At 54.6% G+C, this 13,112-nt stretch carries 8 protein-coding genes and 1 tRNA gene; 6 read left to right on the plus strand and 3 right to left on the minus strand.

Annotated features, from left to right (window positions below; translation table 11 throughout):
- Positions 1-51: 51 nt before the first annotated feature.
- The 4 genes from mnmG to IEX96_RS03670 are packed head-to-tail and all read left to right on the plus strand — an operon-like array spanning position 52 to position 4,322.
- Positions 52-1,926: a tRNA uridine-5-carboxymethylaminomethyl(34) synthesis enzyme MnmG gene (mnmG, locus tag IEX96_RS03655; RefSeq protein ID WP_188873489.1), complete on the plus strand. Its 1,875-nt coding sequence runs from the start codon at positions 52-54 to the stop codon at positions 1,924-1,926.
- Positions 1,923-2,552 carry a 16S rRNA (guanine(527)-N(7))-methyltransferase RsmG gene (gene rsmG / locus IEX96_RS03660; RefSeq protein ID WP_229773505.1) on the plus strand — a complete coding sequence of 210 codons (630 nt, stop codon included), beginning with the start codon at positions 1,923-1,925 and terminating at the stop codon, positions 2,550-2,552. The genes mnmG and rsmG overlap by 4 nt, the downstream gene beginning before the upstream one ends.
- Before the next feature lie 55 nt (positions 2,553-2,607).
- Positions 2,608-3,384, plus strand: coding sequence for a ParA family protein (locus IEX96_RS03665; RefSeq protein WP_150004510.1), 777 nt, complete (start codon positions 2,608-2,610; stop codon positions 3,382-3,384).
- Complete coding sequence (locus IEX96_RS03670; RefSeq protein WP_150004291.1) at positions 3,381-4,322, plus strand: ParB/RepB/Spo0J family partition protein; 942 nt, start codon at positions 3,381-3,383, stop codon at positions 4,320-4,322. The genes IEX96_RS03665 and IEX96_RS03670 overlap by 4 nt, the downstream gene beginning before the upstream one ends.
- A gap of 95 nt (positions 4,323-4,417) precedes the next feature.
- On the opposite strand, the gene IEX96_RS03675 is transcribed toward IEX96_RS03670, so the two are convergent.
- The 3 genes from IEX96_RS03675 to IEX96_RS03685 form a co-directional block, all read right to left on the minus strand.
- Positions 4,418-9,304, minus strand: coding sequence for an NAD-glutamate dehydrogenase (locus tag IEX96_RS03675; RefSeq protein WP_188873490.1), 4,887 nt, complete (start codon positions 9,302-9,304; stop codon positions 4,418-4,420).
- A 242-nt stretch (positions 9,305-9,546) separates the two neighbouring features.
- On the minus strand, positions 9,547-10,944 hold the full coding sequence (locus IEX96_RS03680; protein WP_150004295.1) for a RimK family alpha-L-glutamate ligase: 1,398 nt from the start codon (positions 10,942-10,944) through the stop codon (positions 9,547-9,549).
- 185 nt (positions 10,945-11,129) lie between these two features.
- Positions 11,130-11,204, minus strand: a tRNA-Gly gene (locus IEX96_RS03685).
- Between the two features lie 292 nt (positions 11,205-11,496).
- On the opposite strand from IEX96_RS03685, the gene trxA reads away from it, so the two are divergent.
- Positions 11,497-12,426 (plus strand): thioredoxin, encoded by a 930-nt coding sequence (trxA, locus tag IEX96_RS03690; RefSeq protein WP_188873491.1) that lies wholly within the window; start codon positions 11,497-11,499, stop codon positions 12,424-12,426.
- A gap of 11 nt (positions 12,427-12,437) precedes the next feature.
- The gene (locus IEX96_RS03695) at positions 12,438-13,112 is read left to right on the plus strand and encodes an LON peptidase substrate-binding domain-containing protein (RefSeq protein WP_188873492.1); all 675 of its coding nucleotides are present in this window, start codon (positions 12,438-12,440) and stop codon (positions 13,110-13,112) included.

A 13,112-nucleotide genomic window follows, 5' to 3' on the forward strand; every position in this document is an offset into this window, starting at 1 on the left:
AAAATACAGTGCGCCCCTTGGTGCGCGGGCGCAAATGCAGGATTTCAAGTGGTGAATACGGACTTTGATGTAATTGTCATAGGCGGCGGACATGCCGGCTGCGAGGCAGCTGCGGCGTCGGCTCGTATTGGTGCCCGTACATTATTGATCACCCATCGGCGCGACACCATTGGCGCTATGTCGTGCAATCCAGCCATTGGCGGGCTTGGCAAAGGCCATCTGGTTCGGGAAATTGACGCGATGGATGGGTTGATGGGCCGGGTTGCTGATGCATCCGGGATTCAGTTTCGCCTGCTGAACCGGCGTAAAGGCCCGGCTGTGCAAGGCCCCCGGTGCCAATCGGATCGTGCTTTATATGCCAAAGCCATGCAGAATATGCTGGCGGACATAGAAAATCTGCATATCCGCGAAGGTGCAGTTGAAGATCTCGTCATCAAGAAAGATGGTCCCGCGCAATCGGTAGAAGCCGTTGTCTTGGCGGATGGGACAATCCTGCGCAGTGCGCGGATTATTCTGACAACAGGTACGTTTTTGCGTGGATTGATCCATTTGGGCGAGAAGAAAATCCCTGCCGGTCGGGTAGGGGAAGCGCCTTCTATGGGCTTGTCCAAAACATTGGAATCCGTTGGCTTTCAAATGAATCGCCTGAAAACCGGCACACCACCGCGTCTAGACGGGCGTAGCATTGATTGGTCGGTGTGCGAAGCCCAGCCGGGCGATACGCCGCCGGTTCCATTTTCCACATTGACAAAGACCATCACCGTTCCGCAAATCGATTGCTATATCACCCGAACGACGGTGCGCACCCACGATATTATCCGCGGCAATCTTCATCGGTCCCCCCTTTATTCCGGTCAGATTGAAAGCCGGGGGCCGCGCTATTGCCCGTCGATCGAAGATAAAATTGTGCGGTTTGCGGATAAAGAGAGCCACCAGATTTTCCTTGAGCCGGAAGGGCTTGATGACCCGGTGGTTTACCCCAATGGCATTTCCACCAGCCTGCCAGAAGATGTTCAGCTGGATTTGGTGCGCTCGATACCCGGATTGGAAAAGGCCGAAATCATTCGTCCTGGTTATGCCATTGAATATGATTTTATCGATCCCCGTGAATTGCGGCCTACATTGGAAACGCGGCGGCTGTCAGGGCTTTATTTGGCTGGCCAGATCAATGGGACCACCGGCTATGAAGAGGCGGCGGCGCAAGGTTTGATGGCCGGAGCCAATGCAGCCAGAGCGGCAGGCAATAATGGTGATTTTTGTTTGGATCGGGCCGATGCTTATATTGGCGTGATGATCGACGATCTTATTACGAAGGGGACGCGCGAACCCTATCGCATGTTCACCAGCCGGGCGGAATATCGTCTGCATTTACGGGCTGATAACGCCGATCAACGGCTGACAGACAAGGCCAAAGATGCTGGTTTGGTGGGGAGCGTTCGGGCATCCCGTTGGGCAGAAAAATCCCAAAAACTGCAAAAGGCGCGGGCGGCTTTGGAAAGCTTGAATCTGACACCGGATGAAGCCACTCAGCATGGCTTGTCCATTCGCAAGGATGGGCGCCGCCGGACAGCCATGGAATTGCTGAGCTATCCGGACATGTCGATAGAAAAATTAACGCCAATCTGGCCCTATGATCTGGCGTCCATATCGCCTGAAATCGGTGAACAAGTGGCTATCGAGGCGCGTTATGCAACCTATTTGGGCCGCCAGACAAAAGACATCGAAGCCTTTAGGAAAGATGAAAAATTGATCATTCCGGCGGATTTCGACTTTACCGACTTGCCCGGCCTTTCGCGGGAACTTCAGGAAAAATTCGCAACGGTGCGCCCGGCAACCCTGGGGGCGGCTGCGCGGATTTCCGGTGTCACACCAGCGGCTTTGACGCTTTTGCTCGCGCATTTGAAACGCCGGTCGAAAGCCGCATGATGGGGCGTGATGAAAGTCTGTGGCGTGACCGGCTTGGTGTTTCACGTGAAACAATGGATGCGCTGGCGGTTTATGAACGCCTTTTGAAAAAGTGGCAGGCCCGTATCAATTTGATCGGGCCGGCAACGGTGGATCATATCTGGACGCGGCATTTTCTCGATTCTGCCCAATTGATCGCCCATATTCGGGATCATAGCGACCATCAACTGCCCACCCATTGGCTTGATTTCGGGGTGGGGGCCGGATTTCCGGGGCTGGTTCTGGCCTTATGCGGGGCCGGTCGGGTTGATTTGGTTGAAAGTGACCGGCGGAAATGCAGCTTTTTGCGACAGGTAATTTTGGAAACAGGCGCTCCGGCCCATGTTCATACGGCCCGGATCGAGGCCTTGCCGCCATTTCCTGTGGACATGATCACCGCGCGGGCTCTTGCGCCTTTGGATCGTTTGTTGGACTATGCTTATGCCTTTGCCACACCCCAAACGGAAATGTGGTTTCTAAAGGGGAAAGAGGTGCAGTTGGAACTGGAAAACTGCCGAAAATCATGGGTTTTTGACGCGGAAACCTTTGAAAGCTGGACGGACCCTCAGGCGATGATCGTGAGATTAAGGACGGTAAGCCGTGCATAATAATTCTCTCCAAGACAATGGATCTTCGCAAAACCGGGATGGGCACCAGCCCAATATCATTGCCGTTGCCAATCAAAAGGGCGGTGTGGGGAAAACCACCACAGCCATCAATTTGGCCACGGCGCTTGCCGCCATCGGGAAAAAAGTTCTGATCATCGATCTGGACCCGCAAGGCAACGCCTCTACCGGCTTTGGCATCGATCGGTCCAAGCGTAAATTATCTTCTTATGAATTGATCACCGGCGAGGCGGATATTGCTGCAGTGCTGGCACCTACAGCGGTGCCGGGGCTTTATATTATCCCGTCCACCATTGATTTGTCGGGCGCCGATACGGAATTGGTGACCATGTCGCGGCGTGCGTATCGTCTGCGCGATACCTTGGAATTTGATCCCTCTTTGGGGAATTTCGATTATGTGCTGATTGATTGCCCGCCCTCTTTGTCTTTATTAACATTGAATGCTCTGACATTGGCGCAATCGGTTCTGGTTCCTTTGCAATGCGAATTTTTTGCTCTTGAAGGTCTATCGCTTTTGTTGCGGACCATTGAGCGGGTAAAATCCACCTATAATGGGTCTTTGGCCATTTCCGGGGTGGTGCTGACCATGTTTGATAAGCGCAACCGGCTTAGTGATCAGGTCGCAAAAGATGTGCGCGGTTATTTGGGCGATGTGGTGTTCAAAACGGTGATTCCGCGCAATGTGCGGGTTTCGGAAGCACCAAGCCACGGAAAGCCGGCTCTTTTATACGATCATCGCTGTTCAGGCAGCCAAGCCTATATGCGTTTGGCCAGTGAGATTTTGAAGCGGGAAAGAAAGGCAAAAGCGGCATGAGCGATCAGGCACCGGAAAAACCCGGCCGCTCTCGGGGCCAACAACGGGGATTAGGACGCGGATTATCGGCTTTGATGGACGATTATCCCGTTGAGAATATTAGTGAATCACAAGCGCCATCCAATCGTGATACGCGCCTTGTGCCGATCCATTTTTTAAAAGCGAACCCGTTTCAGCCGCGTCGCAATTTTGTCACTGAAGATCTTGAGACATTGTCTGCTTCAATTGCTGAAAAAGGTGTGTTGCAGCCTATTCTTGTGCGTCCGGTCTCTCAACCTTCCAATGGCGAACAACGTTATGAGATCATAGCCGGGGAGCGGCGCTGGAGAGCTTCGCAAAAAGCCGGATTGCATGAGGTTCCGGTTCTTATACGGGATTTGGATGATCGTGCCGCTTTGGAAGTGGCCATCATAGAAAATGTGCAGCGACAGGATCTGTCGCCCATTGAAGAAGCAGACGGTTATCAGCGTTTGATTGCAGAATTCGGGCACCGGCAAGAGGATGTGGCGAAAGCGGTTGGCAAATCGCGGAGCCATATTGCCAATCTTTTGCGGCTTTTAAGCCTGCCGGATACGGTGCGGGCCATGGTTGATGATGGCCGGTTGAGCATGGGGCATGCCCGTGCTTTGATTGGCAGCCCCGATCCGGACATATTGGCGCAGCGAGTTTTGGATGCCGGACTAAGCGTTCGCCAGACAGAAGCGCTGGTGGCCAAAGAACGGGGAACAGGGGCAGGGCAAGGCACCGAGACAGAAAAATCCAAGGCTAAAAAACGCCGGAAAGACCCCGATACAAAGGCATTGGAAGCCGATCTTGGACAGGCGCTTGGCTTGGCCGTGGATATCAATGATCGGGGCGCTGAAGGGGGCGTGGTGTCCATCCGGTATCTGACATTGGAACAGCTTGATGATCTTTGTCAGAAATTGATGGAGGGTTAAGGCCTGTTATTTTGGGTCCGGTCCGGTTGATAAAAAAAGCGCTCATCCTCTATCACAAGGATGGGCGCTTTTTCTTAACAAACTAATTTTTAGTTTTAAATCCCAACAGCGCGTGACAGAATCGAGCGCAGATGGCGGGCGGCAAAACTAAGCTTTGCCACCGAAAGCGGGCCGCTGGATTTAAGATCGGACAGCAAGCGGTCTGCCCGCGCCCGTGTCAATTCCTGATCGTCAAACCATTTGATCACGGCTTCCGGACCGTCTGCCTTCCGGTTTTCTTCCAGAATATGTTGGGTCAATTCGCGCTGTTGATCGGCCAGATCATCCAGAACGGCGCGGGCGGCCAACCGGTCCCAATGATCTTCGGTGGAAAGGGTGTCGCTGGCCTGGCGCAACCAGTCGAAACCGATGCGCTCCCCGACTTCGGAATAAGCACGGCCCACATCCACAACTTTTCTGTCCAAGGCGATGGCGATTTTTTGCACATCGCATGAGAACATAAGCATCTGAAGAGCCACAATTTTTCGGGACAGGCCAACAGGTGCGCCCTGTTCTTCATACATGCCGACGCGGGTTTTGAAGGCTTCCAGAGACAAGGGTGATAAAACCGCTTCGGGATTGGCGAGCAAAGCCACGACCCCGTCATCATAGATGTCGATCAGGCCCGGAAGGTCAAAAGGCCATTCTTCATTGCGCAAAAACCAGATGGTTTGTTGCTTGATTAGTTCTGAAAGCTCCAGATACATCAGGGTTTGAATGGCGGCGGGCATTTGATGATCGAGACTGTCGATTTCCGGCCACAGATCATTGAGATTGAAGATATCGCGCACCACAAGAAAGGCGCCGATAATTTGATCCACCCCAAGGCCGGTTTCTTCACGCACTTCATAGATGAAGGTCAGCCCCGCGCGGTTGACCACCTGATTGACAAGGGTTGTGGCTATCAATTCGCGCCGCAATCTGTGGGTTTCCAGCGACGAGGAAAAGCGATCGCGCAAGACACTGGGGAAGCTCGCCCCGAGTTCCACTGTCAGGAACGGATCATCCAGAAGTTCGCTGTTCATCAAAATGGCCTTCAGGCTGAGCTTGGCATAGGCCATCAGCACGGAAAGCTCGGGACGCGTAAGGCCGCTTTGCGATAGGGCCAGTTCCGAGAATTGTTCTTCGCTGGGAAGATATTCGATATCGCGGTTCAGCGTTCCTTCGCGTTCCAAGGTGCGAATAAGGCCTGCATGGCTTTCCCGTGCATTGGCAGCGCGGGCTTGTGCATGGCTGATGGCCTGTGTTTGCAAATAATTGTTTTGCAACACAATGTCGGACACCGCGTCTGTCATTTCGGCCAAAAGATTGTCGCGAGATTCCTGATCCAAAAGGTCGCGGCGCATGGCGTCGGCCAGCAGGATCTTGATATTCACCTCTTTGTCCGAACAATCGACGCCGGCGGAATTGTCGATGAAATCGGTGTTCAAGCGGCCGCCTTTTTGGGCAAACTCGATGCGGGCCCGTTGGGTCATGCCCAAATTCGCCCCTTCGCCCAATACGTTCACCTTTAAATCGCGGCCATTGATGCGGATGGCATCATTGGCGCGGTCGCCCACTTCGGAATGGCTTTCTTCCGATGATTTGACATAGGTTCCAATGCCGCCAAACCATAACAGATCCGCTTCGGCCTTCAGGATATGGTGGATAAGCTGCGCCGGGGTCAGGGCATTTTTTTCAATACCGAGAAAGGCTTGAACCTCTTTTGTCAGCGGGATGGATTTTGCCGTCCGCGGCCAGACTCCGCCGCCTTTGGAGATCAAGGACGTATCATAATCTTCCCAGCTCGAGCGCTTCAGGGCGAACAGCCGTGTGCGTTCTTTAAAGCTGCTTTCCGCATCGGGATCGGGGTCGATAAAAATATGGCGGTGGTCGAACGCCGCTTGCAGGCGAATGGCGCGGGACAACAACATGGCGTTGCCGAACACATCGCCGGACATATCCCCCACACCGATCACGGTGAACGGGTCTGTGGCAATGTTTTTGCCCATTTCTCTGAAATGCCGTTCAACAGAAACCCAGGCACCGCGCGCAGTGATGCCCATGGCCTTATGATCATAGCCATGGCTGCCGCCCGAGGCGAAGGCATCACCCATCCAGAAATTCCGGCCGATTGCCAACCCGTTTGCCGTATCGGAAAAGGTTGCTGTGCCTTTATCGGCGGCGACCACCAGATAAGGATCGTCTTCATCGTGACGCACCATATTGGCGGGGGGCACCACCTTGCCGTCCACCAGATTGTCGGTGACTGAAAGCAGGCTGCAGATAAAGCGTTTATAACAGGTAATGCCTTCTTGAAGAACGGCCTCTCTGTCGCCGCCCGAAGGCAGGGCTTTGGGGACAAAGCCCCCTTTGGCCCCTACCGGAACGATCACGGCATTCTTCACCTGTTGGGCTTTTACCAATCCCAACACTTCCGTGCGGAAATCCTGCCGCCTGTCTGACCAGCGCAAGCCGCCGCGCGCCACCGGTCCCCAGCGTAGATGCACGCCTTCCACACGGGGGGAATAGACAAAGATTTCCCGCCATGGCCGGGGAAGTGGGGCTTCTTCCACATCCCGCGAGCGGATCTTGATGGCAAGGCCGGTGCTGTCGTCGCTATCGGCATCGCAATCGAGCGTCTGATAGAAATTGGTGCGCACTGTGGATTGGATCAGGTTGAAATAGGTGCGCAAGATTCGGTCTTCATCCAGACCGTTTACTGTGTCCAGCTGTTCGGTAAAGCGGTCGGCAATGGCTTTGATGGCGGCATTGCGCTCCTCTTTGGTGCCTTTGAAGGCAGGGTCGAAGCGGGCGGTGAACAAATCGAACAGGACGTGGGTGATTTCTGGATAATCGCGCAGACTGCGGGCCAGATATACTTGGCCAAAAGGCAGGCCCAATTGGCGGATAAAGCGCCCATAGGCCCGCAAAACCACCACATCCCGTCCGGTTAGTCCGCAATCGATGACCAAGCTGTTATAGCTGTCGTCTTCCACTTGCCGGGTCCAGACCTGGACCAGAAGGGCCTCTACCAAGGGCTTGATGGTTTTGATTTCGAGCGTCTGGTTTTGGGCGCGCAGCAGATAAAAATCATGGATACAACCGCCTGTTTCGCGCTCCAGCTCATAGGCATGTTCGCTGATTACTTTCAGCCCCAGATGTTCCAGCATGGGCAGGCATTGGCTCAGCGGAACGATTTCGGTGCCGTGATACATTTTCAGGCGCAAGCCATCGGGGCGGTCGCTATCGCGGCGATATAGATCAAAGCCGATGCCGCCATTGGCAGACAGCGCATCAAGCTTGGCGATGTCCAAAATACCGTGGCGCGGCTCGAAATCCTCTTGATAGCTCAAAGAGAAAATATGGCCATATTGATTATATAGCTGGATGCCGTGGGCTTCACCATGCTGCTCGATCAGCTGTTCACGCAGCAGATCCGGCCAGCCCTTGACGGCACGGGCCAGTTGTTCATCGATTTTCGTTTGGTCGACGGGCGGAACATGGCCGGGCTTGGTGCGAATGATGAAATGCCACCGGGCCATCACATCTTCAGAAAGCTGGGCGTAATAAACCGAGACTTCGCCATTGAAGGCATTGCACAGGATTTTCTCGATCTCTTGGCGCAGGCCCGAATGATACACATCGCGCGGCACATAAATCAAAGCCGATACAAAGCGTTCAAACTGGTCGCGCCGGATAAAGGCGCGGGGACGGGGCCGTTCGTTTAGATGAAGAATCCCAAGGCTGGTGCGCAACAACTGGTCTTCGCTGATCTGGAACAATTCGTCGCGCGGGAAGGATTCCAGAATATGGCGCAGGGCCTTTCCTGCATGGCTGCGCTTGTCAAACAGCGCCCGGCGTTGTGCATTTTCTACCTTGCGCCGTAAAAGCGGCGTTTCATAAGGGCTTTCCGCATAGGCCTGAGAGGTGAACAAGCCGGTAAAGCGGCGTTCGCCAACGACTTTTCCATTTTCATTATAAATTTTCACGCCCACATAATCCATATGGATGGGGCGGTGAACCGTGGCCTTTACATTGGCCTTGGTGATGATCAAGGGGGTGTCGGGCTGGGTTAAAAAGTGGCGAATTTCCGCCGATATTGCCGTTAACCCTTTGGTGCCGCGCAGGATATAGCGCTTGGGGTCCCGCAAAATTCCAAGGCCGGAACTGTCGATGGGCTTGAAGCTGCCATCTTCAGCATCGCCTTCATAACGATATTCCCGATATCCCAAAAAGGTGAAGCGATCCATTCCCAGCCAGCGCAAAAAGCGGATGGTTTCTTCTTGTGCACCGATGCTGATGGGGGGCGGGTTGACGGTAAGGGACGCCACGGTTTCGTCGATTTTGGCAACCATGGCCCGCCAATCTTGTACGCTGATGCGTACATCGGCAAGAATGGTTTCAATCAGCGCTTTTACCGATGCCAGAACCTTGGGATCGGATTCGGCGTCGATCTCGACATAAATATAGGATTCGCGGCCTTTGCCATGTTCGTGGCCTCGTTCAAAATCCACAGCGCCGAGAACATGGCGCCGGGTGCCGTCCTCATCCCGGTCAATCAACAAAATGGGATGGTGGACAGCATGGAGATGATAATGATGGGTAACGGCCAATCCACCGGTGATGGAATCCACAAGGAAGGGCATATCGTCATTAACGATGGCGATGGCGGTGTGCGGCGTCGCCCATCCTTCATCCATGGAGCGCGGATTGAGCACTTCTATCTTTGGGGTGCCGGGCTTCCGGTTGGCCCCCATGCGCCATAAATGCAGGGCAATGGCATAAAGGGTTTGCGGTGTTTGGGCGATGACATCGTCGGGCGATGCATGGGCGTAAAACACCTCCAAAAAGCGCAAGATATCGTCGCGCTCGTCCTTTGGCGCCTGCTCTTTGGCAATCTCCAGAACACTGGAAACAACGGCATCCTTATGCTCGAATGGATTTGCGCCGGACCCTTGCATCGAACCTTCCATGCTTATTCTCACCGGTTAGGAAGCAATCACCACTTCCGATTATCAGGCCCGGTCGTTCATGGGGGGTGTCTGTTGCCGATGTCTTCATCATCAAACGAAGGTGTGGGCAAAAGAGTAAAGGCACCGACCGGACTCTTGCCTCTTACCCCATGTCTCGCTCTTCCCATATTGTACAGACAGGTGCAACACCCGTTGGTGCCGCACATGGCTGAAGGCACCGGATTGTGATTTTATCGGTCTTTTCGGTTATATCCGGCGCCGCGTCCCACACGGCTTTCCAAATGGCTGACAATGGCTCCCGCGACATCCAGACCGCTGGTGCCTTCAAATAATTCAAATGCTCCGGCAGGGTCCACATTGACAACCAAAGGCCCGTTTTCCGAGCGCACCAGATCCACAATGGCCGCTTGCAGATTGAGGGCAGCCATAGCTTTTGCAGCAATGCGACGTTCCTCAATGGTGGGGCGGGCTTTTTTCATCACGCGTTTGGCCAAAGAGTCGCTTGTGCCTGCATTTGTGGATTTGGGGGGCTGTACACTTACGGAGCCGACCAGCTTGCGCCCTACCATCAGGCAGCGCAGGGCGGCTCCACCCGCTTCCGTCACATATTCCTGCACCAGAACATGGGCGCGTAAGCCATGCATGGCGTTCAGGACGGAATCGGCGGCTTTCCGTGTATCGGCCACCACAGATCCACGGTCTTCATTGCCTTCCAGAATTTTCAGCATCAAAGGAGCGCCGCCCAGCAGCTTGATCAAATGGGTATTGCTGTCGGGTGCATTGGCAACGCCAGTGGAAGGCTGCGGCACACCGCGTCGGGCCAGACGTTGGCTGGTATGCAGCCGATCCCATGCGGCCGCCAAAGCCACGCTGGAATTCAGGCTGCGCACACCCATGGTTTCAAGATGGCGCAACAGGGCAAGGCCATAGGTCAAGTCTTTCACAGCCAAATAGGGCAGGGCTGCATCAAAGCGCGGCAGGGCTTTTCCGTTCAGAAAAAGATCAAGCAGCCCCCCGTCAATGGACATATAACAGCGGTTCACATCCAGAATATGGGCGGCATGGCTGCGGGCTTCCAGGGCTTCGACCAGGCGTTCCACGGTGGGGCTTTTGGGGGTTCCGGTAAGCAGGGCGATGTTCAAAGGACGTTCGGCGGCGTGCACATGGGGAAGGCTATCATAGGCAGAAAGATCCGGCGTGCCTTGGATGCAGGACCGGGTCACATTCACCAGAAGGCCGCCTTCCAGGGCGCGGCGACCCAATAACATGCGGTACGACATGGTTTCACGGTTGGTCAGCGACATCTCTATAGGCCATTCATGGTCGCCAATGCGCGCCAGCGTGCGGATGATAAAGCGCAATTCGGTTTCACCATTGGATGATGTAATCTCGCGCTGGCCCACCAGATCGGCTTCGCAATAAAGCTCGATTTCCGGACGCTCTGGTAAGGGATGCAGGCCGAAACGCACCCGGTTTTTGCCGTTTTTCTCATAGGGATGAACGGAAAAAGCGTGCAGGGATGAGGTTTGTGCGCCGGTATCCACCTTGGCGCGAATGGCGGGAATACCAAGGGCGGGGAGTGCCACCCATTCTTCCCAGCCGACACTGAACACCGATTCGTTTTCCATCAGGCTATATGGCCCCTATTTCCGCGCCCTGTCTATGCTATGTGCCGCAAGCGCGCTGCAGTCAATGCACCCTGTTTCTTGTTATGCAGGGGCATCATGTGGAAAGAGGCCGGGGAGTTTATCGGGCATACCAAAAAGGCCGATCACAATGGATCGGCCTTTGGTGCCTGGGATCAGGCAAAAACTGGAGCGGGCGATGAGATTCGAACTCACGACCCCAACCTTGGCAAGGTTGTGCTCTACCCCTGAGCTACGCCCGCATATTGGGTATGACCCGAAGGCCTGTCATCATCTGGTCGGCGGGACTATACTTAAAGCGTTGCAAGATGCAACAGGCTTTTTTTGTCCGTTCGCCCAAACAGCGTGGAGGGCGATATAGGCGCACTGGCCCTGTATGTCCAGAAAAATATTATCCGGAAGGGATATGGCCACCTTTTTGCCACGCTGTGCTGGCCCGATCATGGCTTTGGCGGCTGGCTTGGCGGGAAAAACATGTTAAGACCGCCTTTCAAAGTTGATCGCGTGCCGCAGGCTGAAAAAGGACAGATACGGATGGAACATATCATTTCCGCAAAAGGGGCCGATACCGGGGATGACAAGGCCCTGATCAAGGATGCCGATAGCAGGTCTTTTGTTCAGGATGTTCTGGAAGGCTCGAAAACACGGCCGGTTCTGGTGGATTTCTGGGCCACATGGTGCGAGCCATGCAAGCAACTGACGCCTGTTCTGGAAAAGCTGGTACGCGAGTCCAAGGGCAAGATTGCCCTGATCAAAGTGGATATCGATAAAAACCAGCAGATTGCCGCCCAGCTTCAGATTCAATCGGTGCCCACGGTCTATGCCTTTTATCAAGGCCAGCCGGTGGATGCCTTTCAGGGGGCCTTGCCGGAAAGCCAGATCCGCAGCTTCATCGACCAATTGATCACCTTGTCCGGTGGCGCGGACGAGGAAGGCAAGGACATGAATGCCATTCTCGATCAGGGCTTTGCGGCTCTTGCTGCGGGTGACACCAATCTGGCCTTGCGTATTTTTGGTGGTGCCAGCCATGCAGAGCCAGATAATGTGCGTATTTTGGCCGGTCTGGCGCAAACCTATCTGGCCGTTGGCAAAATCGAAGAAGCCCGCGCCCTTCTTGAGTCGGCCCCCAAAGAGGCGGCGTCGGACCCTGATATCATCAAGGCGCGAGCCGCTCTGGATCTGATGGACCTTGGCCGCGATGCTGGCGATGTGGCAGAATTGCAAGACTGTTTGGCCAAAGAACCGGAGAACCATGCGTTGCGCTATGATCTGTCTTTGGCGCTGGCAGGCCGCGCGCAACTGGAAGAGGCCGCCGAACATTTGATTGCCATTATCAGCGCCGATCGTGAGTGGAATGACAATGCGGCGCGCACGCAACTTTTGAAGTTGTTTGATGTGGCGGGGGCTGCCGATCCCTTCACTTTGCGTTGGCGTCGTCGTTTGTCGTCTATCTTGTTTTCCTGAAGGAGGACCGCGTGGCACTTTCCGGCCGCTCAAAGGACGAGAGTTTACCCGGCGTTTTGCCGGTCTTTCCCCTTATGGGCGCCTTGCTGTTGCCACGTGGTGAGATGCCGCTGAATATTTTCGAGCCGCGCTATTTGCGTATGGTGCGCGATGTGATGGGCGGCGACCGGATGATCGGCATGGTTCAGCCGGTGGATGACGGGCAAGAGGGTGATCCGGCGCTCTACGGCATTGGATGTGCGGGCCGTATCTGTTCTTTCGCAGAAACCGAAGACGGCCGTTTCTTGATTACCTTGAAAGGGGTCACGCGCTTTAAAATCGTGGAAGAACTTTCCAGCACGACCCCATATCGTCAGGTGCAGGCGGATTATGCTCCCTATGAAGGGGATCGCCTGACGCCAATGCCCGATGCCGGGATCGCACGGGCTGATCTGATCGACCGCCTGACCAAATTCCTGGATCGCCGTGGTCTAAGTGCGGAATGGTCGGCTATTGAAAAAGCGCCGGATGAATTGTTGATCAATTCACTGGCCATGATCTGTCCGTTCTCCCCGGCGGAAAAACAGGCGCTGCTGGAAGCGAAAAGTCTGCGCGCACGGACCAGAACCATGATCAGTTTGATGGAATTTGCGTTGGCTGACCCATTATTGGACGAAGACGACCAACAACCGCCGGTGCCAAATTGA

Source organism: Iodidimonas muriae (genome assembly GCF_014647255.1).
GTDB lineage: Bacteria > Pseudomonadota > Alphaproteobacteria > Sphingomonadales > Rhodothalassiaceae > Iodidimonas > Iodidimonas muriae.